We start from the raw sequence: 23,396 nt of genomic DNA, 5'->3' as shown, positions 1-23,396 counted from the left end.
GCAGTAACTTTAACAATGATATTTTTCAGCCTGCAAAGCATGCCGTTTCAGTCATAATCTATTACTTTGTAGTAAAGATGTAATGCATGACGATTATCCCCCTTAACGAAGGTATTTTTACCGTAACCAAAGACAAAATTTTTACCCCCATAACCCGCGAAGAGGTAAAAACTGCGGGGCCCGATCTTTTAAAAATGTCGGTTTGCCCCTTTTTAATTGTACTGCCCAACGATGTTTTACTTTTAGATGCCGGCCTGGGCTGTATGAAGGATGGGAAACCTCAAATTATTACCCTTATTGAAGATGCGGGATATACCGCGACCGATATAACCAAAGTACTGCTATCGCACCTGCACAAAGACCATGTAGATGGCCTGGGCTATATGGATGGCGACGCGTTTATTTCCAACTTTCCTAACGCGGAGATCTATCTTCAGCAAAACGAACTTAAATATGCGCTGGAGCAGTTAAGCAGCCACTCGTTTAACCAGGAAATTTTAGAACAGATTGCCGACTTGCCCAACCTTGTATTTATGGCCAACGATAAGGGCACTATTGGCGACCATATTACTTTTGAAGTTACGGGTGGGCACACGCCTTTTCATCAGGTATTTTGGATTAAGGAAGACAGCACCACCGCTTTTTATGGTGCCGATAACCTGCCGCAAATAAGTTACCTGAAATTCTACATTGCTTATAAATCCGATTTTGATGGCAAAACCGCTAAAGAATTACGCCAAAAATGGGAACAGCAGGCCCAAGACCAAAAGTGGACGGTTTTATTTTACCATGATTTTAGTAAAAATAGTGTAGTGTTTTAAACTTTTTATGTTAGGGAGAATAACCGGGTTTGATTGCTGGTAATTTTAAAAACCTGAAGTGAAAACTGAAGGCTTTTTTTCTTATAAGGGATTAGCTTTTTTTAGAAAGAAAAAACACAATATAAGGATATCCTCAATAGCGGTATCCCTATATTATGTAGTATTGTAAAACTTTACGATAAATTATAACAATTACAAGTCACGAGCAATACTGAAGAACATGAACCTACCATTACCCGAACTAGTCAAATTAGGTATATTACAAAAACAAATACCGCAATACTTCTTTAAATATCGAACACTTGAACAATTAGAAAAAATTTTAGAGAATAATTCTTTATGGTTTTCTAACCCTCAAGATTTCAATGACCCTTTCGATTGTCAAATTGTCGTTGATGGCAACAATAATGAAGAAGAAATTAAACAATTAATAAGACGGACAGTACCACCTGCAGTTAGTGATTTACAAGTAGCACAATTAGCTAAAGAAGCAACAACTATACCTGGAAGATGGGGGAAAATAATAAATGATTCCATTACAAATATTATAGCTAGGAATGGTGTTTGTTGTTTTGCCGGAAATGAATCAAATCTTTTATTGTGGTCACATTATAGCAATGCTCACAAAGGAGTTTGTCTAAGATTCGATGCCCTTAAAGATCCAGATTTTTTTGTTTTCCCTTTACCTGTTAATTATCAATCTGAATATCCAAATTACAATCATTTAGGAGACAGACAAGATATTTTGAAATCACTTATTTTAACTAAATCAAACCATTGGAAATATGAAGAAGAGCAAAGAATTTTAAAAACAAATGATGTTGGACTTCATCAATTTAAAAAACCAGCATTAGTAGAAATAACTTTTGGATGCAGATGCACTGAGGAAGAAATTAAAAAATATATTGAATTAACCAAAACTCATGGTTTTTCAGCTACTTTCAAAAAAGCAGTTAAAAAGCATCGTGAGTATGGACTGGATTTTATAATTATAGATTAATACTGCCATTTGCACAACTACTTTTGCAGGAGTATTTTTTCATAACTTCATTTTGTTCAAACGAGAGAACTCTGTTTCAATTTCCGCGTTTATTTTTACCAAATATCTCACCTTATCGTTTCAAAAAAGCAAAACAGGCACCTTGTGTCCAATAGAAATCCGCTCACTCCACATAAAAAAACCTGTTAATGTAATTAGCAGGTTTTTTATTCATTCGCACATATTATTCAGCACTAATTACGAGTAGATTATAAACTAATCTTCACAAATTTGTTTTAAGCGAGCCAGGGCTATAGGCCAGCTCTCATTAAACATGGCTTCCCAATCTTCATATATTTTCATGTTAACGGTCAATTCAGTAATGCCATCCTTTGCAGAAAAAGCATATTCCTCTACACTACCTATCCATTTTTTGGCCCATTCACTTTCTGTATCTACTACACTTCCGGGCTTTAACATAGCAATATGCAATAGCACAATTTTATTATACCTATCAAAAGTGTTTACGGTAGCTAACGTGCCGCTGCCATCCTGACCAACAAAGTGCAGGTTTTCACCCTGCTTCCATTCGCCTTTAAAGTCAGACCCCGGCCAGGCAGCGTCGGTCCAAATTTTATAAGTTTCCTGCCCTATCATGGTATCCCATACCTTTTGTGGGCTTGCTGCTATGCTGATGTTGTAGCTTAAGTTTTTCATAATACTAAAATTAAACATTAGGCTTAAATAATAAGGGTACAATTTAAGACAAATATGGGGGTAATTTGCGACAAACTATTCACCATCAAGCAACTCCATCTGGTTAACATTATCTAATTTAAAACGATAAGCCCTATAGCTAAAAAAAAACACCGGGAATATATCCCGGCGTTTTGCTATTTATTGTTTTTGTGACCGTTAACTGCTACTGAAAACTGTTTTATTCTTTAATATTTTTAACCAGTACCTTATCAATCTTAACGCCATCCATTTTAATAACTTCAAGCTCGTAAAGGTTCCATGCCAGTTTTTCGCCTTCTTTAGGTATGTAGCTAAGCTCGGTCATTATCAGGCCGCTTACGGTTGTAACCTCGTATTCGTTAGTAAGTTCATCAAGGTCAAAATACGTTAAAAAGTCGTGTAGCGGATAATGCCCATCTACCATCCAGGTACCATCTTCCTGCGCCACAAGCTGAAACTCATCATCATAAAAATCAGAGGCATCGCCTACAAGGGCTTCCAGAATATCGTTAAGGGTAATTATCCCCTGAAAAACACCATACTCATCGGTTACCAAAGCATAATGCACTTTGGTTTTTTTGAATATTTCCAGCGCTTTATAGGCACTTGTATGCTCTATAAGGTAAACCGGCTCTATGTTAATGTCTTTAAGGCTAAAGTTTTCTTTTTCGTAATTAGCAAAAATATCTTTTAAAAGCACCACGCCAATAACATCGTCCAGGCTATTGCCCTCGCACACGGGGTAAACCGAATGCAGCTCTTCCAGCATGGTTTCTCTTATACTATCTTTGGTGTAAGTAGTAGAAAGATAGGTTACTGATTTACGGTGCGTCATTAACGAGTTAACCTTACGGTCGCCAATATGAAAAACGCGCTCCATAATATCGTGTTCAATTTCCTGAACCTCTCCGCCTTCGGTACCTTCTTTAATAATTGCCTTAATTTCTTCTTCGGTAACCTTGCCATCTGCCGTAGGGCGAATACGCAATATCTTTAGTAAAAAATCGGTAGACGATGTAAGCAGCCATATAAAGGGTGCCGTTGCAATAGATATAAACTTCATGGGCAGTGCCACCGCCTTGGCAATAGCCTCGGGGTAGTTAAGGCCTATTCTTTTAGGCAGCAGTTCGCCCAGCACTAACGAAAAAAACGTTAGTATAACCACCACTATACCTACAGATATATTGGGGGCATACGGCTTAAGTATGGCAAAGCTTTCTACAAAAATCTTTACATCATCGGTAACCTTATCGCCGGAGTATATACCCGTTAAAATACCAATAAGCGTTATGCCTATTTGTACCGTACTTAAAAATTTGTTTGGCGCATTGGCCAGGTCCAGTGCCGTTTGCGCACTGGCGTTGCCTTTTTTGGCAGCAGTTTCAAGGCGGTTCTTACGGGCAGAGATCAGTGCGATCTCGCTCATCGAGAACACCCCATTAAGTAATATAAGAAAAAATATTATGGCTATTTCCAATGGGTGCGGTTTTAGTTAAGCTTGTCTATTACCAGGCTTAACCTTTCGGTTATATCTGCAATAGATCCAATACCGTCTACAGAATAGTACTTACCCTGCTTCTTGTAATATTCTATAAGAGGGGCAGTTTTTTCGTTATATTCCTGGTAGCGGTTGCGTATAAGGGCTTCGTCCTGGTCATCGGCACGGCCGCTGGTTTTGCCACGCTCTAAAAGGCGTGCCACCAGTACATCGTCATCCGCTTCAAGGCCAATGGTAGCAGTAATTTGCCAGCCTTTAGATATAATAAAAGCATCAAGCTCATCGGCCTGGGCCACCGTACGCGGAAAGCCGTCAAACAAAAATCCGGCAGTACCCGGGTGTTTCTCTACCTCATCCTGAAGCATTTTAATGGTAAGTGCATCGGGTACCAGCTCGCCTTTATCTATAAAAGATTTGGCTTCTTTGCCAAGCGGGGTTTCATTCTTAATATTAAACCTAAAAATGTCTCCGGTAGAAATATGGGTAAGATTGTATTTTGTTCTTAAAAATTCGGCTTGTGTGCCTTTTCCGGCACCCGGTTTTCCAAAAAGTACGATATTGATCATTGTATAATATAATTGTTATTGTTGTAATTGATAAACTTCCGGCAGGTTGCGCCCCAGCCCATCATAGTCAAGCCCGTAGCCTACTATAAACTTGTTGGGTATCTCGAAACCTATATAATTTAATGGTATGCTTTTAGTATAGGCCTCGGGTTTAAAAAAAAGCGTGGCAATGGTAAGCTGCTTAACCTTTTGCGCCTCAAAAATTGTTTTAAGTTCGGCTATAGTATTGCCGGTATCTACTATATCTTCTATAACCACCACGCTTCTGCCCTCCAGGCTCTGGCTTAAGCCAATAAGCTGTTTAATGCTGCCGGTGGTTTCCATACCCTCGTACGATGCCATTTTTACAAAGCTAACCTCGCACGGGGCGGTGTAATGCTTTACAAAATTAGCCACTACCATAAAGGCACCGTTAAGTACCCCTATAAACACAGGCACTTCGCCCCCCAGGTCTTTTTGGGCCTGTTTAGCCATGCGCTGTAGTGCTGCATCAATATCTGCAGCAGCAATAAAAGGCACAAAATGCTTGTCGTGAAGCTGTATCACTACGTGGTTATGGTTTAAGTATAGTTTGCAAATATACTAAAACAGCAACAGCACTTTACAGGTACCCCCCTATTTTGTTACAATTTTATCTATGTTAAATGTTTTTTAATATTCAGGGGGTTAACAAACTAAAGCGGCAGGAAATGGGTAAATTGGGGTACAATTACAATTTTACACTATTACCACTATGAAAAACTCGTCCATTGCACTTGCCCTTTTAGGCATAATATCGCTTACCGCCTGCAAACAACAGGTAACCAAAGAAGAAAAACAAGAGGCTAAGGCCGAGGGCAGCACTACCGTTAAAACCGCTATTGGCGATTTGGTATTGGTTGCACCGTTTACATCTGAATCGGTTACAAAAAACAGCAAAATGGAAGACTGGCCCGAAGGCGCCACCCCTAAAGCCCCCGAAGGTTTTACGGTTACCAAATTTGCGACCGATTTAAAGAATCCGCGTAACACGTACATTGCTCCTAACGGCGATATTTTTGTTGCCGAAAGTGGCACGTCTAACAGTGCCGACCAGATAACTATACTTCGTGATAAAGATAAAGATGGCAATTTTGAAACCCGTGCTGTTTTTGCCGAAGACCTTAACCAGCCTTTTGGCCTCCTTATTTTAAAAGATTATTTTTATGTAGGATGCACCGATGGGTTGTACCGCTACCCCTACAAGGCCGGCGATATGAAAATTACCGGTAAAGGCCAGAAAATACTTAACCTGCCTGCCGGTGGCTACAACAACCACTGGACCCGTAACCTTTTGGCTAATGCCGATGGATCTAAAATATATGTATCAGTAGGCTCTGGCAGTAACGTTGCAGAACACGGTATGGATAACGAGGTGCGACGTGCCAACATTCTTGAAATTAACCCCGACGGTAGCGGCGAACGTGTTTATGCAAGCGGCCTGCGCAACCCCGTGGGCATGGACTGGAACCCGGCCAATAAAGAATTGTGGACTGCCGTTAACGAGCGCGATGAGCTTGGCGATGAGTTAGTGCCCGATTATATTACCAGCGTTAAAGAAGGTGGTTTTTACGGATGGCCGTACTCTTATTACGGGCAAATTGCCGACCCGCGTATGAAGGGTGCCGGCAAAGACCTGGTAGCTAAAGCCATTGTGCCCGATGTACCCGTTGGGCCGCATACCGCTACGTTAGGTTTGGCATTCTATAACAAAGATGCTTTTCCGGCGCAATATAAAAACGGTGCTTTTGGCGGACAGCACGGCTCGTGGAACCGCTCTAAGCTAAGTGGTTATAAGGTAATATTTATTCCGTTTAAAAATGGTAAGCCAAGTGGGCCGCCACAGGATTTTTTAACCGGCTTTGTATCTAACGAAGATAAAGCCAAAGTATATGGCCGCCCGGTAGATGTTACCGTTATGAACGACGGCTCTTTATTAGTAAACGACGACAGCGGCAACACCCTTTGGAAGGTTACCGCCAACAAATAATATTTATTCATCTTGCTTTTAATTATTTTTTTAGATCCTGCAGCTTCATCTCTGCAGGATTTTTATTGTAATGCTGTTGTTAAAAGCTCCGGCAGGAGCGGTATATTTATAGCAGGAAAACCCCACAACACTAACAGCTCCGGAGGAGCGACATATAAAACATAATGTCAAAAAAAATATTTTTAATCCTTATAGTATTTGTTTGCCAATACAGTTTTGCTCAACAAGACAGCATTGCCAAAAACAATAATTTAAAAGAAGTTGTTATAAGCAGTTACCACATTAACGATAGCCTGCTCAATGCCCCGGCATCTGTAAGTATACTATCAACGGAGCAAATACAGCGCAATAATTTATCCGATATTTCTCCCATCCTCAACACACTGCCCGGTGTTTTTATGCAATCGGGTGGTATTAATACAAATAGGATATCCATTAGGGGTATTGGTGCGAGAACTCCTTACGGCACCAATAAAATCCGTGCGTTTTATGGCAGCATACCCCTAACATCGGGCGACAGCGAAACCACTATAGAAGACATAGACCTCGAAATTATAGACCAGGTAGAGGTTATAAAGGGCCCGCTCTCCAGTTTATATGGCGCGGGACTTGGCGGTGCTATTTTGCTTACGCCAAAACTGGCACTATCGGTCAACGGCAGCCGTGGCTATGTTAGCAGTACGCACGGGTCGTATGGATTAGTAAAAAACACCATCGGCTACAGCCTTAATACCGATAGTGCCAGCTTAAACCTAAGCTACCACAAACTGGAAACTGATGGCTACCGCGATAATAGCCATTACAACCGCGAAGGCGTTACCCTTGCGGGAGAGCTTTTCCGAACCCAGAAAAGCAAGCTGACGTATTTTGGCAATTATACCTACATGAAAGCGTTTATACCCAGTTCTGTTAACCAAACCAGCTTTGATACCAACCCCAGGGCGGCGGCACCAACATGGGCGGCATCTAAAGGTTATGAGCAATACGACTCGTACCTGGGCGGTCTGGCGTATGATTGGGAAGCTACATCGTGGTTAAAAAACAGTACCTCGATATTTGTAAATTCCAAAGAAAATTACGAACCGCGTCCGTTTGATATCCTTAGCCAAAACACAACGGCTTATGGCGCACGCACCCAGTTTTTTGGCGATTTTAAGGTAGGCGCTACCAAAGCGCAGTTTATAGCCGGCATGGAATATTTTAAAGACGGTTTTAAGGGCAGCACCTTTGAGAACCTATACCAGGACAACAACGGCAACGGCAGCGTGCAGGGCAACAGGATAACCGGTACCGAGCAGGACCGTGATTTTATTAACGCCTTTGCGCAGCTTCGCGTACAGCTTACTAAAAAGTTCGAGATCCAGGCAGGTGTTAATTACAACAAAACCCAGTTTAGTTTAGATAATACCTTCCCTGCCGAAAGCACTTCATCCGAAGAGTACAGCTACAACGGCATCTGGTCGCCACAGGTATCGTTACTTTATAAACCATCGGCATTACAAACTATTTATGCATCGGTAAGCCGTGGATTCTCGTTACCCTCTATAGAAGAAACCCTTACAGCAGATGGTACCATTAACCCAAATATTAAACCCGAGAACGGTTATAATTTTGAGGTGGGCGGCAAATTTTACCTTGCCAACAAAAACCTGTATATAGAGTTATCGGCCTATCGTATGCAAATAAAAGACCTGTTGGTGGCACAACGTGTAGGCGACGACCAGTACATTGGCATTAATGCCGGCGAAACGCTGCACCAGGGCATAGAAGCTTATGTAAACTACAACTGGCAAATAAGCCCAGATTTTGCCTTGCAACCGTATGCGGCGGCTTCGATTGGCCATTACGAATTTAAGGAGTTTATAAATAACGATGTTGATTACAGCGGTAACGATTTAACGGGTGTTCCTTCAAATAAAGTTAATGGTGGCATAACGTTACTGGCTCCCTTTGGGCTTTACCTTAGTGCCGACTATTATTACGTGGACGACATTCCGCTTAACGATGCCAATTCGCTTTACGCCAACAGCTATAACTTGTTAAACGCAAAAGCCGGTTGGAGGTTCGAGATCTTAAAAGGGCTAACATCGCACATCTCTGCAGGGGTAAATAATGTTACCAATACCCATTATGCGGGTATGGTTTTGGTTAATGCTACAGGCGTTAACGGCGCACAGCCCCGCTATTATTACCCCGGGTTACCGGTAAACTATTACGGCAACGTAGCGTTAAGCTATAGCTTTTAGTGTCACAAAATGTCACGCTCCCTGTCACGCTTTATCACTATGTAATATACACGTGCGTTGGGTTTTATAAGTAATTTTATCCTCGGCAGTGCTATGGCTGCCGTAACACACAAAATAACTTATAAACAAAACGCTATGAAAAATTTTCTACTTGCATGCCTGTTTCTTATCGCACCCTTTGCTTTTGCACAGGCTCCGGTAATTACCGGCGACCTGTTGCTGTGCCCTAACACAAACGGCACCGCAACAATTACAGGTTCTACTACCTACACAACCTACCAGTGGTATTATAAATACTGGTTTTTAAACGACGAGTATGCGGCTATAGAAGGTGCTACATCGTCATCTTTTACGTATGACTGGATGACCTACGACCAGGCTCTATTAAAAGTAGTTGTTACTTTAAATGGCCAAACGTACGAGTCTAACGCAATACAAATAGACAGCTATGCATGGGTAGGCTTAACCGTAATGCACTCTACCAACGATGCCGTTAGCGAAGATGGCAACGGTGGCTTTTTATTATGCGAAGGTGGGGCCATTACTAACTCTATAGGCAGCCCTTATACCAATGTACAATGGTTTAAAGATGGCACTGCTATAGCCGGTGCTACTGCGCAGACTTATGTAATTACGGCACCGGGTGTTTATCATGCAAGTGCTGCACCAGGCTTTTGCCCGGCCAGTGTAAGCTTTACACTACCTATAACGGTTGCCAACAACCCTAACTGTGGCACCCCTCCTGAGGTTGTTGCTCCTGTAATTGCCGGCGAAAACCTTATGATGTGCCCTTTTACAAATAGTGTTGCCAGCATAACCAACAACCAAACGTATGAAACCTACCAATGGTACTTTAAATACTGGTTTTTAGATGATGATTTTGCTCCTATAGAAGGCGCAACATCTCCGTCGTTTACATATGACTGGTATACTTACGACCAGGCTATCTTAAAACTGGTTGTTACACAGGATGGCGAAACTTACGAATCTAACACTATACAAATCGACAGCTACAACTGGGCTTCGTTAACTTTTTTGATGGAATTTAGCGAAGGTGTAGTGGCTGATGATGCTACTTTTTCTTACCTGATTTGCGAAGGCGACACCATTACAAACACATTAAACAGCCCATACGACAGCAACATACAATGGTATAAAGACGGAGAGCCTATAGCAGGCGCCAACGAAGTCGTTTATGTAATTACAGAACCGGGAGCTTATCACGTAGTGGCTGCACCGGCAGTTTGCTCTGATGCTACAAGCAGCACCGCCGGTAATGAGGTTATAGTTTCGTGGAAAGCAGATTGTACTGCCGGTGTAAACAACCCTGACAGCAATAAAGATTTTGTACTATACCCTAACCCGGCTACCAACGTAGTAAACATTCAGCTTCCTGCAAATGCAGCGTTTGAAGCCTATAGTGTTTATGATGTTACAGGTAAACAGTTAATAAACGGCAGTGTAAACGCTACGCAAACAACTATAGACGTTAGTAGCCTTGCAGCAGGATCTTACATAATTAAACTAAACGGCGGGCAGGCCCAGGCCACCCAGATGTTTGTTAAACAATAAGTAGTGTTAGTTAATTAAATTGCAAAGAGCGGAACTCAGGTTCCGCTCTTTTTTTGTATAAAATCCTTTACGGACTTTCCGCACTTAACAATTCTTTAACAATTTTAAGCCTTTTTTATAGTTTCATTTGTATCGGGGTAAAAAACTGTTACCTGCTTACTACAGGCAACAGCAATTTACAAATACATTTTTTTTACGTGTGCTAATGCACATTGCAACAGGCGCATGTATTATACAAATACATCCAACCAATTATTTTTACTATTAAAACGGAGCCCCACAAAGGTTCCGTTTTTTTTTGTATGCATCGGGTAAATTATAAGCCATAATTTGTATTTTTCGGTATCTGTTTTAACCTATGCAAAATAGCTTTTACAACCGAGTGGCCAATAGTACCGCCCATCGCCCCATACGCGATACCCTTTCGGGTGCAATATTAAACAACCCTGCCCTGCTGCCGGAACTGTTTGCCATAGCGCTTGCACCATCGGATAAAAACCACCACAAAGCCTGCTGGATCTTAGAGCTTGTTATGGAAGCAAAGATTACATGGTTATCAGATTATCTCAATCACTTTTGCGTTACGCTGGCTATTTACAAACATGAAGGTGCCATGCGGTCAACTTCTAAAATTTGCCTGTTCGCGGTAACGCAACATCAAAAAACAGGAAATTTTATAACCGAGAAGCAATTACAGCAAATTACCGAGGCGTGTTTTGACTGGCTGATTGACCCCAACGGTAAAGTTGCTACCAAGGCCTATGCCATGCGTACACTCTATATAATAGGTAAAGATACCGATTGGATCTATCCCGAGCTTATCCGCATACTTTCTGAAGATGCTGCCCGGCATTCACCCGCTTATGTTGCGGCGGCAAAAGATATTTTAAGGAAGATCAATAAATAATTCAGCCCCCATTTACGCAAACATTTGCGAATTGCTAAAAATTGTTATCTTCGGGTTTATGAAATTAAATCCCAATAACGAGATACAGCCTAACAAGAGCCTCCTTTATACTATTACCACCAACCTGACCTTCTGGGTACTGATTGCCATTATAGCCGGTGTATTGCTGGGGCATTTTCATCCGAAAGAAGGCATGCAGATGAAAATTGTTGGCGATGCTTTTATAAGTATTATCAAAGTATTTATTGCGCCCATTATTTTCCTAACCATTGTTTTAGGCATAAGCGGCATGGGCGACCTTAAAAAAGTGGGGCGTATTGGCATAAAGGCGCTGCTTTATTTTGAAGTTGTTACCACCTTTGCACTCGCCATTGGTATAGCCGTAGCCTATTTTATACAACCCGGTAAAATAGACCGCACCGGCCTGGATATGGAAGATGCCACGAAATATACTACAGCAGCCCCAAAAGAGTTTAACTGGCTAACCTTTTTTATGGATAACCTTACACTACAGGTTTTGCTGGCGGCAATTATAGTAGGCATTATTGTAAACTATTTAAAACAGCGCGAATCTGTAATTGCTGTACTCTATAAACTAAGTGGCTACGTTTTCAAGGCCCTTAAGTGGGTTATGTACCTGGCGCCACTGGGTGCCTTTGGCGGTATGGCGTACACTATCGGTAAATTTGGGCTGCATACACTGCTGCCACTGGGCAAACTTATGTTAACCGTTTATGTAACCATGGCCATATTTATATTTGTTATTTTAGGCAGCATAATGCGCTATTACAAAATGAGCATCTGGAGTTTCCTTAAGTACATAAAAGCCGAATTGCTTATTGTATTAGGCACCTCATCATCAGAAGCAGCGTTGCCCAACCTTATGGAAAAGCTGGAAAAAATGGGGTGCAGCAAACCTGTTGTAGGATTGGTGGTACCCACAGGATATTCGTTTAATTTAGATGGAACGTCGATTTACTTATCGATGTCGGTTATATTTTTGGCACAGCTCTATGATGTGCACTTGTCTTTTGCCGAGATACTTACCATTATAGGATTACTAATGATAACCTCTAAAGGTGCCGCGGGTGTAACCGGCAGTGGCTTTATAGTACTGGCATCTACCCTTACCGCAATTGGCAAAATACCGGTAGAAGGATTGGCTTTTTTATTGGGAGTAGATAAGTTTATGAGTGAGGCACGGGCCATAACCAACTTTATTGGCAACGGTGTTGCAACCATCGTAATTAGCAAATCTGAAAGGGAATTTGTAGCCGTTGAACCTATTTTAGACGAACAGCAACAATTTTAAGAGGATATTTCTTAAACACCAACTAAAACGATGTAGTTAAAACTATAAACTTTTAACTCACAATTCTCAGTTAAATAATAAATAAGCATAATTCAGTTTAAAGAAATTGTTTTTAAAAGGTTACTTTATGATAATTCAATAAAAATCGAGCGTTATTATTATTCAATTATTATTTTATATACTTTAGTAATGCTCTTATAAGCAATCAAAATAGCATGCTTCGCTTAAATTTATTATACCATTTATTTAAGCAAAGAGCAAAAGTTTTTTGGGGTTTTATCAGTACAATTAACAAACAACTTTCTTCTTTTTGGGGGAGGCCCGTACCAAAAGTACGGGCCTTTTTTTATGCCTTCTTTTTTTCCTCGTCGTCAAAGTTAAATTCACGCAATTGCGGTGCGCTAAAAAATGTAACGGCAACCACACCAAGCGTTAGGCAGCCGCCCATTACCACAGCCCTAACCGTGCCCAGCCAGTGTGCCATAACACCGCTTTCAAAATCGCCCAGCTCGTTGCTGGAGCTTACAAACATGGTGTTAACGGCAGCCACACGCCCACGCATATGGTCGGGCGTTACAAGCTGTAATATGGTGCTGCGCACTACTACACTAACGGCATCAAACATACCCGATAGCAACAGCATAGCAAACGACAGCACAAAGTTGGTAGAGAGCCCAAATATTATTATAGACAGTGCAAAGCCCGTAACGGCTATAAACAGCTTTTTACCCGGATGGGTTCGCAACGGCAAAAATGCCAGTAGCCCAAGCGTAAGCAATGCCCCTATGCCGGGTGCAGAGCGTAGCAATCCAAAACCAACCTCATCGGTATGCAGTATCTCTACCTGATACACGGGCAGCAGTGCCACCGCGCCACCAAACAGTACAGAGAACATATCTAACATCTGCGCACCCAATAGTGCCGGTGTTTTAACCACAAACTTAATACCCTGCGAGAGGCTTTGCAGTATGGGTTCTTTCTCGGTTTTTAATATGGGTTTCGATTTTATATGAAGGATGGGGAAGAGTAATAGTATCTGAATGATAACCACTGTAAACATGCCCAGTATAACGCCATCTAAGGCAATCATAAGCCCGGCGACAAGTGGCCCGAGTACACCGCCGGTTTGCGCCGCCATACTGCTCCAGCTGGTACCGTTAGGAAAAAGCTTTCTGTCGGCCACCACAAGTCCAAACAGCGAAAACACCGATGGCCCCATAAACGAGCGTATAATGCCCCCGATAAATACAAAGAAATAAATAAGATATAAGGTGGTTTTCATACCCAGTTCGCCTAAAGAGAGCGGCGTGGTCAGGGTAAAGAGGCTTGCCCCTAAAAATATGTAGCCTATAATGCAAAACATAAGCATTTTGCGCTTTTCGTTAAGGTCTACAAAATGGCCTGCCAGTAACGAGAAACCCACTGCGGGTATAACCTCGGCAAGGCCTACAAAACCCAGCGATAACTTATCGCGGGTTAAATGGTAAACCCAGTAAAATATTATGGTAACCTGCATGTTCAGGCTAAAAAGCAACCCGAACCGTATGCTTAGAAAAGATAAAAATTCCCTGTTTTTTAAAACGGGGTTCTTGCCAAAAAAACCTGATACTTCAGGTACCGACTCTGACTCCTCCACTTGTGTAATGTATTATTTAGTAGTGCAAAGGTACATTGCGATTGCTAAACGGCTAAGCTTACGGTTCTCAAATATTTCATAAAACTTAACAGGCAGCGCACTTTTATCGTATCAAAAAAATTACCCTGATATTATTTACTATTAGCAAAATAACATCAGGGTAACTAATTATTTATTATTGTTGGTTATCATCCTCCCGTTTTAAGTCGGTCCAGTAAAACCTGTAATTTAACAGTAGCAAAGCCAGAGCTGTGATCCGATAATCCGTAAGGCAAAATAAGTTCGTCGTTATGAATTATAGAGCCGCACGAGTATACTACGTTAGGCACATAGCCTTCGCGCTCATCCGGGTTAGGCACAATAAGCGGGTCTTTAAGACGGCCAATTTCTATAGAAGGGTCATTTATATCCAGTAACGACGCACCAATGCTGTAACGGCGCATAGAGCCTACAGAGTGAGTTATTACCAGCCATCCATCGGGTGTTTCTATAGGCGAGCCACAGTTGCCTATCTGTACAAACTCCCACGGATATTCCGGTCCCTGAATTTTAATTGGGTCTTCCCACTCATTAATATTATCAGAATACATTAAGTAGTTGTTCCACCCATCTATCCTGGAAAGCATGGCAAATTTGCCGTTTATCTTACGAGGAAACAACGCCAGGTTTTTATTTTTTGCCCCTGCCCCGTTTAACGGACTGGTTTTAAAATCGTAAAAGTCGTAGGTTTTTAGCAGCTTGGGCATAATGTGTACACCATCATAAGCGGTATAAGTAGCATAGTAAGTTTTCTTGCCATTCTCATCGGTAAACAATACAAAACGGGCATCCTCTATACCTTTACTTTCAAAGTCGGATAACGGAAAAATAACCCTGTCGCTAATATCGGTATCTTTAGAAAAGGTAATGCGCCTGTAACTGTCAGATAGCGCCAGTATAAGGTTATACTCCCTTAATATCTTAACATCATCAGTTTGCTGCTTGGCCTCTATAATAAGCTGCTTAAGCTGGTCGTAATTAAAACGATCCTCCAGCTTATCTGAAACCGAATGCATAAACTCGCTGTTAATATCGGCTTCAGCTGCTTTTTTAAGAAACAGCCTTTTCTGGTACATAACGTTATGTACTTTTTCGGCCTCATCTATATAATTACCCGCAGGTATAACAGTTATATCGCTGTTTTTATCGATCATGGCACGCCTGAACACTACTGATGATACGTGCCCCTCGCCCACAGCCCTAAAGCTGATGATTACCCTTAACTGGCCTTCTTCGAGGTTACTCTGGTCGGGGTCGGGTATAATAGACGGGTTAAAAAATGCCGCCGACTCAATACTGTACTCATGTGTAAAATACGAGCCAATAAGCAGCTTGCAGTATTCGTCGAGTTTTTCGAACTCAAAGCCTGCTGCCACTACATATTTTCTTACACGCTCTGCATTGCGCAACAGCTTGCGGGTAATGTTACGGTGCCTTTTAGAGAAATCCTGTAGCAGGGGCGATATAAGCGCAAAGGTTTCTTCTTTATCCAGCTGCATTATTTTTTTTATAAGCTCTACGGCACGCTCTTCGCCATTAAAAAAGTAGCGGGCAATTACGCGCTTTGTATCCGGCAGTACCTTAACGGGTTTTCTTTCTACAGATAATCTCATTGTTTGGGGAATTTTAGTCAGGCAACATGCGCCTAAAGTTTATCGAACCTCTAAAATACAAATATAAATTTACATAAGCCCTTGCCCTAAATGCTAAATTTAAGTGAAAAGTACTACAGAAATTATTCTATTCCCAGGCAAAACTTTCACTAACCTTTAAATAAGGTATATTATATGATTTGCTAAATTTAACCGAAGTAATTTTAACATAAAGAGTTATGAGAAAGCTTATTGCACAGCAGTGGATTTCGGCAGATGGTTTTGCATCAGACAGTAACGGCACTACAAATTTTTTTGAATACCCAAAATACAATACCGGTTGGGAAGAAGATCAGCTGATGAAAAATATAGACACCATATTGTTAGGCGCAAACACTTATAAAATGTTTTTAGAGTACTGGCCCGATGCCGACCCTGAAAAAGAAGCCGTAGCCCCCGCCCTTAACAGTACCCCTAAAATAGTTTTTTCAACAAAGCTTAAAGATGCCCCCTGGGGCAAATGGCAGCCTGCAACCATAGTAAACCATGATGCAGTTGCTTATGTAAAACAACTAAAAGAACAACCCGGTAAAGATATTATAGTATGGGGCAGCCTTACTTTATGCAGGGCATTGGCGGCGCAAAATTTATTTGACGAATACCATTTAACTTTAGCCCCGGCATTTGTAGGTAACGGGATGCGTTTTTTACCCAACGATAAAGAATGGCTGGATATGGAATTAGTAAAAAGCAAAACTTATACAACCGGTGTACTTTCGTTAGTGTATCGCCCGCAAACAAAACAATAATTTTAAGTATCTTTGGCGCTGCAAACACGCTATTATAATGAACTATTTTTCTTCTGATTTTAAGCTCGGAATTTTAGGCGGCGGCCAGCTTGGCAAAATGCTGCTTACCGAAACCCGTAAATTCGACATACAAACCTATGTGCTGGACCCCAGCGATGAAGCGCCCTGCAAAATAGGCAGCAACAAATTTTTTAAGGGCAGCCTTATGGATTTTGATACTGTTTACAACTTTGGCAAACAGGTAGATGTGCTTACTTTTGAGATTGAGCTTGTAAACATAGAGGCTCTGGAAAAACTGGAAAGCGAAGGTATTAAAGTGTACCCATCGCCAAAAACATTGCGACTTATACAGAACAAAGGCACACAAAAAGATTTTTATACCACCAATAATATACCTACTGCAGCTTACAAAAGGTTCGAAAATGTAACCGCCCTTAAAACTGCTGTAGCTAATAACGAGATTGCCCTGCCTTTTGTCTGGAAAAGCACCGAAGGCGGTTATGATGGCAATGGCGTAAAGGTTATTCGCAACAGCGATAGCTTTAATGGCCTGCCAGATGTGCAGTGCATTGCAGAGACTATGATTCCGTTTAAGAACGAGCTTGCCGTTATAGTTACCCGCACTCCAAGCGGAGAGATTAAAACCTACCCTGTGGTTGAAATGGAATTTCACCCGGAGGCCAACCAGGTAGAGTATGTTATTTGCCCGGCTCGTATAGACGATGCCGTGGCCGAAAACGCCCGTGCCATTGCCCTTAAAGTGTCGGAGCATTTTAACCATGTTGGTCTACTTGCTGTAGAGATGTTCCAGACCGAAGACGATCGGATATTGGTTAACGAGGTTGCCCCAAGGCCGCACAATAGCGGACACTATTCTATAGAGGCCAGTTATACATCGCAATTTGAGCAGCATCTGCGCGCCATTTTAGATTTGCCATTGGGTAATACCGATAGTAAAGTGGCCGGTATTATGGTAAACCTTGTAGGCGAAGAAGGCTACAGCGGCAACGTTATTTACGAGAACATCGAGAAAATATTAGGTCAGGATGGTGTTACACCACACATATACGGCAAAAAAGAAACAAGGCCTTTTAGAAAAATGGGGCATGTTACCATAGTAAACCAAGACATTGCCGAGGCACGACGAGTAGCACAGGAAGTTAAAAGCACTATACGCGTAATAAGCCAGTAAGCAGTCGCAGTTTACAGTGATCAGTTTACAGGCCCTGTCATTCTGTGCGCAGTGCAGCGAAGTCGAAGAATCTATAAAATAATGCGTGGATTTGGTAATTTGTTGATTCGGTTATGCGAAGCTCCCAACAACCATCAACCAACAACTAAATAATATAAAGAAATGAAAATAGGAATTATAATGGGCAGCATATCGGATATGCCGGTAATGCAGGATGCCATAGATATATTAAAAGAGTTTGGCATAGCAACCGAGGTAGATATTGTTTCGGCACACCGCACACCAGAGAAGTTGTTCGAATACAGTACCACCGCCCACACCCGCGGTATTAATGTAATAATTGCGGGCGCAGGCGGCGCAGCCCATTTACCGGGCATGGTAGCCAGTATGTCTCCGCTACCGGTTATTGGGGTGCCTGTAAAATCAAGCAACTCTATAGATGGGTGGGATAGCGTACTCTCTATACTGCAAATGCCTGGTGGGGTACCCGTTGCAACGGTAGCCCTTAACGGCGCTAAAAATGCCGGTATACTTGCCGCTCAAATACTGGGCAGCCACGATAAACTGGTACAGGCAAAAATTATTGCTTATAAACTAAGCCTTAAAGAAGCGGTTAATAAGGCAAGTGAAGGTTTAAGGAGCAGGGAATAAAATTCCCTGTTTTGCGTTTTTAAATTTTGTAACTTTGATAAAAAGCTCGCAATGGATATTCAGGCGTCTAAAATAGAATTAGCAAAAATGATACTTGATTTAGAAGATTCTAAATTGATTGAAAAAGTACGCAAACTTCTTACTAAAGAGAAGAAAGATTTTTACGATGAATTTACCGAAGACCAAAAGCTGGAAATTCAATATGGAATTGAACAGCTTGACAGGGGAGAACGTATTTCTTGGGAGGATCTTAAGAAAAGATTGCCTTGAGATATAATTTTTATTTTTCTCCACTTGCCGAAAAAAAGCTTATACAATTACTAAACTATTTAATTGAAGAATGGTCTGTAAAGGTTAAGGATAATTTTAAGCAGATTCTTGACGAGAAACTTGACCAGGTTTCACTTTATCCGTATAGTTGCATAAAATCAACTGATTTTTTTAATCTTTACCTTTGCATTGTTACTAAGCAAACGTCATTTTTATACAGAATTAAAAATGACGAAATTGAAGTTGTAACGGTTTTTGACAACCGCAGCAGTTTTAAATCTATTACTAAAGAGATACGTAAATACTATGGCCGTATCTAAAAACACTACCATGAACCTACTCACACAAAAATTTACAACCAAACACGATACCGCGCCTTTTAGCGGAATAAAAACCGAAGATTTTATGCCTGCTTTTACAGCCGGTATAGAAAAAGCCCGTACAGAAGTTGATGCTATTGTGGTCAACCCCGAGGCTCCTACTTTTGAAAATACTATAGAAGCAATGACCTTTAGCGGCGATATGCTGGAGCGCGTTTCGAGTATTTTCTTTAACCTGCATTCGGCGGAAACTAACGATGATATCCAGAAGATAGCCCAGGAGGTTTCTCCGCTGCTATCTGATTTTGGCAACGATATTCGTCTTAACAAAGACTTATTTGAACGTGTTAAAGCAGTCTACAATACAAAAGACACGCTTAATTTAACGCCTGAGCAAACTACGCTTTTAGACAAGCAGTACAAAAGCTTTAGCCGTAACGGTGCCAACCTGCCAGAGGATAAAAAAACCATGCTGCGCGATATTGATAAAGAGCTTAGCAGGCTAAGCCTGGAGTTTGGCGAGAATGTTCTGGCCGAAACTCATGCCTACCAATTGCACATTACTAACGAGGCTGATTTATCAGGCCTGCCTGAAGGAACTGTTGAGGCCGCTAAAGAATTAGCTGCCAGCCTGGAAAAAGAAGGTTGGGTGTTTACATTGGATTACCCAAGCTACGTTCCGTTTTTAACGTATGCCGATAACCGCGAACTTCGTAAAGAAATGGCCATTGCTTTTGGTGCCAAGGCATTTCAGGGCAATGAGCACGATAACCAACAGATAGTTTTACAAATAGCTAAACTGCGTTACGACCGCGCTAAGTTATTGGGTTATGATTCGCATGCCAACTTTGTATTAGAAGAGCGCATGGCCGAAAGTCCGGAGAAAGTAAAAACTTTTTTAAACGATCTTCTGGCAAAAGCCAAACCGGCTGCCCAAAAAGAATTTGCCGAGCTTACTGCGTTTGCAAAAGAACTTGACGGCCTGGACCATTTAGAAAAATGGGACGGCGCCTACTATTCTGAAAAACTAAAACAGAAATTATTTAACCTGGACGACGAGAAACTTAAACCGTACTTTAAACTGGAAAACGTGCTTAACGGTGCGTTTGTTATTGCCGGTAAATTGTATGGGCTAACGTTTAAAGAGGTTCAGGATATTGATAAATACCATAAAGATGTTACCACCTATGAGGTAGTAGGCGAAAACGGCGACCTGGTTGCTATTTTCTACGCCGATTTCTTTCCCCGTAAGGGCAAGCGCAATGGCGCATGGATGACATCGTTTAAATCGCAGTACGTTTTAAGCGGCGTTAACGAGAGGCCACACGTATCTATTGTATGCAACTTTACCAAACCTACAGAAACTAAGCCATCGTTGCTTACGTTTAACGAGGTTACTACGCTTTTCCATGAGTTTGGCCACGCCCTGCACGGCATGCTTGCCGATACTATTTACCCGAGCCTGAGCGGCACCAGCGTGTATTGGGACTTTGTAGAGCTGCCAAGCCAGGTTATGGAAAACTGGTGCTACGAGCCGGAAGCCCTGGCCCTGTTTGCCCATCATTACCAAACCGGCGAGGTTATACCAATGGAATATATTACCAAAATTAAAGAGAGCGCAAGCTTTCAGGAGGGTATTGCTACCATGCGCCAGCTAAGTTTTGGATTGTTGGACATGGGCTGGCATAGCGCCGATCCAAGTGGCATTACCGATGTTAAGGCTTTTGAGACCGAACAATTTGCTGCTACGCAACTGTATCCGGAAGTTAAAGAAAATGCTATGAGCACGGCATTTTCGCATATATTCCAGGGTGGCTATTCATCAGGTTATTACAGCTATAAATGGGCTGAGGTGCTGGATGCCGATGCGTTTGAATTTTTTCAGGAAAAGGGCATTTTTGATAAAGAGACTGCTACTAAGTTTAAAGAAAATATACTTTCTAAAGGCGGCACAGAACATCCTATGCTACTGTACAAACGCTTTAGGGGCCAGGAGCCTAAACCCGAAGCACTACTAAAAAGGGCTGGGCTTTTGTAGACTATCAGATATTCTGACAATTAGATTCTTAGATATATTTAACCCCGAAACTTTTCAATTTCGGGGTTCTTTTTTGAGTATAATTTTGCATTACTAAGCAATTAGACGGCATGCATAATACTTAACATAAAAACATTACATTTCACAACAATTTATTAAGAAATTTCCATACCTTTCACAAAGTACTTGACTTAAATTCAGTAATTTAACTTAAAGACTTATGAAAGCACCTTACATCCAACAACTACAATTAATTCACGAAAAAGTATCTAATGATAACTGGGAAGACCATGCCATAGAGATCGAAGCCCACAAAAGGTATTTACTGAGTTTTCAGCCCGGGCCAAGCTTTTACTGGATACTTAACATTAAAGAATCGCGCTTTGAAATGATTAGCCCCGAAGTAAAAAACGTGCTGGGCTATGATGCCGATGATTTTGATTTCCCACTAATGTTCGACCTGATACATGAAGAAGACAAAGCCCACATTCTTAATTTTGAGGTAGCCATTGCCGACTTTTTCAGGCCTATGCATTACCGCGAACGTTTTAATTACAAGTTGCAATACGATTTCAGGGTGCTGCATGCCAAGGGGCACTATGTGCGTATACTCAATCAAATGATAGTAGTAGGCTACAATAAGGCCAGCAACACCATACTTACCTTTGGTGTAAATGCCAACATTACCCACCTTAAAAAAGACAACCGGCCCATGCTCTCTTTTGTGGCGCTCGATGATGGCCCCAGCTTTTTTGATGTTGTGGTAAAATCGGTCTACAAGCCTTCTAAAGGTATTTTATCGCCAAGAGAAAAGCAGGTGCTCAAACTAATGCTCGAAGGCCTTATAAGTAAAGAGATAAGCTGCCGCCTCAACATTTCTAAATATACTGTAGACTCGCACCGAAAGCACCTGCTGGAAAAAACTAACTCTAAGTCGGTGTCAGAAATGATCAAAAAATCAATTGTAAACGGCTGGATATAACTTACCGAACTTATAAAAATTAAAATGCTGCCGGTTGCCCGGCAGCATTTTTTCAACCAACTAATTTGTAAATAAAGCACTTTTATAGAACAACAAGCCCTACAAAGTGATAATCTCGGGAAAGAAAAACACTACTATTTACATTATTGTTTTACTGCTTATTATTTTTTAAACCTGAGAAATTAATAGCAGTACTAATATTTAGGTTATAATTTAAAATCTAAAGAATTATAATAAAGCGCAACGTTAGATAAAAAAATTGCACAAGGGCATAGTTGCTAAAATATTAACGTTGAGAAAAAAGTGACATTATAAAGTAAATACAGCGACATAGTATTTATAAAAATCTTAAAATCAGCATATTAAAGCGACATGTTTTGACTTTTAAGTCCTTTCACCTTACCATCTGTCTTAATCTGTACTATTACAGTAGTTGAGAAAAAAACCACCCAAGAAAACTTCTTAGGTGGCAAACTATATACAAAAACAACACTTATTACTCTTAGCATTAAAGGCCGTATGCAGTGCTTAATTACACTAACTGATTATCTTTTAACAAAGCTACTACCATTCCATTATGAACTGCTTATTAAAAAACCGCCAAGAATTATGGTTTTTAGGGTAATTACAAAATTCCAGTAAAAATAAGTTTCATTTATTTTTGAAAGTTCAATAAGATGTTATACATTTGATGTATGGAATTTAGCGAAGCAAAAAATAAGTTTGTACAAACTTGGGGGGCACTGGGTTCGCAATGGGGCATAAATAAAACGATGGCCCAGATACACGCCCTGCTTATGATAGCACCCGAGCCACTGAGCATGGAAGACATTATGGAAGAGCTGCAAATATCGCGCGGCAATGCCAGCATGAACCTTAGGGCTTTAATGGATTGGGGTATTATTTACAAAGAGTATAAGCCCGGCGAACGACGTGAGTTTTTTACATCGGAAAAAGACCTGGACGAACTGGCCGTTAAAATTGCCCAGGAACGCAGCAAACGCGAAATTAAACCGGCACTTAAGGTGCTAAAAGAAGTATCTACATCGGTTGGGGGCACATCGGCAGAAGCCAAACATTTTACAGAGCAAACCACCAAGCTGTACGACTTTGTACTTAAAGCCGATAATATGCTGGAAAAAGTAACCGAATTTAAAGACAACTGGCTGGCAAGGCTGGTGGTTAAAATTATGAAGTAAAAAAATTTATCTGTATATTTC

General features: G+C 41.2%; 21 protein-coding genes. 15 read left to right on the top strand and 6 right to left on the bottom strand.

Annotated elements, in window-relative coordinates; genetic code table 11:
- Positions 1-86 precede the first annotated feature (86 nt).
- Positions 87-821: an MBL fold metallo-hydrolase gene (locus tag G509_RS0106685; RefSeq protein ID WP_026990807.1), complete on the top strand. Its 735-nt coding sequence runs from the start codon at positions 87-89 to the stop codon at positions 819-821.
- A gap of 220 nt (positions 822-1,041) precedes the next feature.
- On the top strand, positions 1,042-1,821 hold the full coding sequence (locus tag G509_RS0106680) for a DUF2971 domain-containing protein (RefSeq protein ID WP_026990806.1): 780 nt from the start codon (positions 1,042-1,044) through the stop codon (positions 1,819-1,821).
- 255 nt (positions 1,822-2,076) lie between these two features.
- Here G509_RS0106680 and G509_RS0106675 read toward each other — a convergent pair whose 3' ends face one another.
- From G509_RS0106675 to G509_RS0106660, 4 genes are all read right to left on the bottom strand, one after another.
- Complete coding sequence (locus G509_RS0106675) at positions 2,077-2,517, bottom strand: SRPBCC family protein (protein ID WP_026990805.1); 441 nt, start codon at positions 2,515-2,517, stop codon at positions 2,077-2,079.
- Positions 2,518-2,737: 220 nt separating this feature from the next.
- Complete coding sequence (locus G509_RS0106670) at positions 2,738-4,015, bottom strand: hemolysin family protein (RefSeq protein WP_081663257.1); 1,278 nt, start codon at positions 4,013-4,015, stop codon at positions 2,738-2,740.
- Positions 4,016-4,026: 11 nt separating this feature from the next.
- Positions 4,027-4,602, bottom strand: a complete 576-nt coding sequence (locus G509_RS0106665) for an adenylate kinase (RefSeq protein WP_026990803.1) — start codon at positions 4,600-4,602, stop codon at positions 4,027-4,029.
- A 15-nt stretch (positions 4,603-4,617) separates the two neighbouring features.
- Positions 4,618-5,148, bottom strand: a complete 531-nt coding sequence (locus tag G509_RS0106660; RefSeq protein WP_026990802.1) for a phosphoribosyltransferase — start codon at positions 5,146-5,148, stop codon at positions 4,618-4,620.
- A gap of 187 nt (positions 5,149-5,335) precedes the next feature.
- On the opposite strand from G509_RS0106660, the gene G509_RS0106650 reads away from it, so the two are divergent.
- From G509_RS0106650 to G509_RS0106630, 5 genes are all read left to right on the top strand, one after another.
- The gene (locus tag G509_RS0106650; RefSeq protein WP_026990801.1) at positions 5,336-6,610 is read left to right on the top strand and encodes a PQQ-dependent sugar dehydrogenase; all 1,275 of its coding nucleotides are present in this window, start codon (positions 5,336-5,338) and stop codon (positions 6,608-6,610) included.
- A gap of 164 nt (positions 6,611-6,774) precedes the next feature.
- The gene (locus G509_RS0106645) at positions 6,775-8,856 is read left to right on the top strand and encodes a TonB-dependent receptor (protein WP_035738636.1); all 2,082 of its coding nucleotides are present in this window, start codon (positions 6,775-6,777) and stop codon (positions 8,854-8,856) included.
- 135 nt (positions 8,857-8,991) lie between these two features.
- Complete coding sequence (locus tag G509_RS0106640) at positions 8,992-10,428, top strand: T9SS type A sorting domain-containing protein (protein WP_161627171.1); 1,437 nt, start codon at positions 8,992-8,994, stop codon at positions 10,426-10,428.
- Positions 10,429-10,786: 358 nt separating this feature from the next.
- Entirely contained in the window at positions 10,787-11,335 is a 549-nt protein-coding gene (locus G509_RS0106635; RefSeq protein ID WP_026990798.1) for a hypothetical protein, read from the top strand.
- Positions 11,336-11,393: 58 nt separating this feature from the next.
- Positions 11,394-12,647, top strand: a complete 1,254-nt coding sequence (locus tag G509_RS0106630; RefSeq protein ID WP_026990797.1) for a cation:dicarboxylate symporter family transporter — start codon at positions 11,394-11,396, stop codon at positions 12,645-12,647.
- 346 nt (positions 12,648-12,993) lie between these two features.
- Here G509_RS0106630 and G509_RS0106625 read toward each other — a convergent pair whose 3' ends face one another.
- Both G509_RS0106625 and G509_RS0106620 read right to left on the bottom strand, forming a co-directional pair.
- A complete protein-coding gene (locus tag G509_RS0106625) occupies positions 12,994-14,283 on the bottom strand; it encodes an MFS transporter (RefSeq protein ID WP_035738633.1) in 1,290 nt (429 codons plus the stop codon).
- A gap of 188 nt (positions 14,284-14,471) precedes the next feature.
- Entirely contained in the window at positions 14,472-15,935 is a 1,464-nt protein-coding gene (locus G509_RS0106620) for a glycoside hydrolase family 130 protein (RefSeq protein WP_026990795.1), read from the bottom strand.
- A gap of 218 nt (positions 15,936-16,153) precedes the next feature.
- Here G509_RS0106620 and G509_RS0106615 point away from each other — a divergent pair, with 218 nt between their 5' ends.
- From G509_RS0106615 to G509_RS0106580, 8 genes are all read left to right on the top strand, one after another.
- Positions 16,154-16,723, top strand: coding sequence for a dihydrofolate reductase family protein (locus G509_RS0106615; RefSeq protein WP_026990794.1), 570 nt, complete (start codon positions 16,154-16,156; stop codon positions 16,721-16,723).
- A 37-nt stretch (positions 16,724-16,760) separates the two neighbouring features.
- Entirely contained in the window at positions 16,761-17,915 is a 1,155-nt protein-coding gene (locus G509_RS0106610; RefSeq protein ID WP_026990793.1) for a 5-(carboxyamino)imidazole ribonucleotide synthase, read from the top strand.
- 162 nt (positions 17,916-18,077) lie between these two features.
- Positions 18,078-18,566, top strand: coding sequence for a 5-(carboxyamino)imidazole ribonucleotide mutase (purE, locus tag G509_RS0106605; RefSeq protein ID WP_026990792.1), 489 nt, complete (start codon positions 18,078-18,080; stop codon positions 18,564-18,566).
- A gap of 51 nt (positions 18,567-18,617) precedes the next feature.
- A complete protein-coding gene (locus tag G509_RS0106600; protein ID WP_026990791.1) occupies positions 18,618-18,836 on the top strand; it encodes a hypothetical protein in 219 nt (72 codons plus the stop codon).
- Positions 18,833-19,156, top strand: a complete 324-nt coding sequence (locus G509_RS0106595; protein WP_026990790.1) for a type II toxin-antitoxin system RelE/ParE family toxin — start codon at positions 18,833-18,835, stop codon at positions 19,154-19,156. Before G509_RS0106600 ends, G509_RS0106595 begins: the two co-directional genes overlap by 4 nt.
- Positions 19,157-19,166: 10 nt before the next feature.
- Positions 19,167-21,194 (top strand): M3 family metallopeptidase, encoded by a 2,028-nt coding sequence (locus G509_RS0106590; RefSeq protein ID WP_026990789.1) that lies wholly within the window; start codon positions 19,167-19,169, stop codon positions 21,192-21,194.
- Between the two features lie 220 nt (positions 21,195-21,414).
- Positions 21,415-22,176 (top strand): LuxR C-terminal-related transcriptional regulator, encoded by a 762-nt coding sequence (locus G509_RS0106585; RefSeq protein ID WP_051199987.1) that lies wholly within the window; start codon positions 21,415-21,417, stop codon positions 22,174-22,176.
- Positions 22,177-22,871: 695 nt separating this feature from the next.
- The gene (locus tag G509_RS0106580; protein ID WP_026990787.1) at positions 22,872-23,375 is read left to right on the top strand and encodes a GbsR/MarR family transcriptional regulator; all 504 of its coding nucleotides are present in this window, start codon (positions 22,872-22,874) and stop codon (positions 23,373-23,375) included.
- The last annotated feature ends 21 nt before the right edge of the window (positions 23,376-23,396 follow it).

This window comes from Flavobacterium subsaxonicum WB 4.1-42 = DSM 21790, assembly GCF_000422725.1.
In the GTDB taxonomy this organism is placed as follows: Bacteria; Bacteroidota; Bacteroidia; order Flavobacteriales; family Flavobacteriaceae; genus Flavobacterium; species Flavobacterium subsaxonicum.
This window is presented reverse-complemented; position numbering and strand designations above follow the sequence as displayed.

Coding starts and splice junctions, on each gene's coding strand:
- G509_RS0106685 (WP_026990807.1), top strand. CDS start 87: ATGACGATTATCCCCCTTAACGAAGGTATTTTTACCGTAACCAAAGAC.
- G509_RS0106680 (WP_026990806.1), top strand. CDS start 1,042: ATGAACCTACCATTACCCGAACTAGTCAAATTAGGTATATTACAAAAA.
- G509_RS0106675 (WP_026990805.1), bottom strand. CDS start 2,517: ATGAAAAACTTAAGCTACAACATCAGCATAGCAGCAAGCCCACAAAAG.
- G509_RS0106665 (WP_026990803.1), bottom strand. CDS start 4,602: ATGATCAATATCGTACTTTTTGGAAAACCGGGTGCCGGAAAAGGCACA.
- G509_RS0106650 (WP_026990801.1), top strand. CDS start 5,336: ATGAAAAACTCGTCCATTGCACTTGCCCTTTTAGGCATAATATCGCTT.
- G509_RS0106645 (WP_035738636.1), top strand. CDS start 6,775: ATGTCAAAAAAAATATTTTTAATCCTTATAGTATTTGTTTGCCAATAC.
- G509_RS0106640 (WP_161627171.1), top strand. CDS start 8,992: ATGAAAAATTTTCTACTTGCATGCCTGTTTCTTATCGCACCCTTTGCT.
- G509_RS0106635 (WP_026990798.1), top strand. CDS start 10,787: ATGCAAAATAGCTTTTACAACCGAGTGGCCAATAGTACCGCCCATCGC.
- G509_RS0106630 (WP_026990797.1), top strand. CDS start 11,394: ATGAAATTAAATCCCAATAACGAGATACAGCCTAACAAGAGCCTCCTT.
- G509_RS0106620 (WP_026990795.1), bottom strand. CDS start 15,935: ATGAGATTATCTGTAGAAAGAAAACCCGTTAAGGTACTGCCGGATACA.
- G509_RS0106615 (WP_026990794.1), top strand. CDS start 16,154: ATGAGAAAGCTTATTGCACAGCAGTGGATTTCGGCAGATGGTTTTGCA.
- G509_RS0106610 (WP_026990793.1), top strand. CDS start 16,761: ATGAACTATTTTTCTTCTGATTTTAAGCTCGGAATTTTAGGCGGCGGC.
- purE (WP_026990792.1), top strand. CDS start 18,078: ATGAAAATAGGAATTATAATGGGCAGCATATCGGATATGCCGGTAATG.
- G509_RS0106600 (WP_026990791.1), top strand. CDS start 18,618: ATGGATATTCAGGCGTCTAAAATAGAATTAGCAAAAATGATACTTGAT.
- G509_RS0106590 (WP_026990789.1), top strand. CDS start 19,167: ATGAACCTACTCACACAAAAATTTACAACCAAACACGATACCGCGCCT.
- G509_RS0106585 (WP_051199987.1), top strand. CDS start 21,415: ATGAAAGCACCTTACATCCAACAACTACAATTAATTCACGAAAAAGTA.
- G509_RS0106580 (WP_026990787.1), top strand. CDS start 22,872: ATGGAATTTAGCGAAGCAAAAAATAAGTTTGTACAAACTTGGGGGGCA.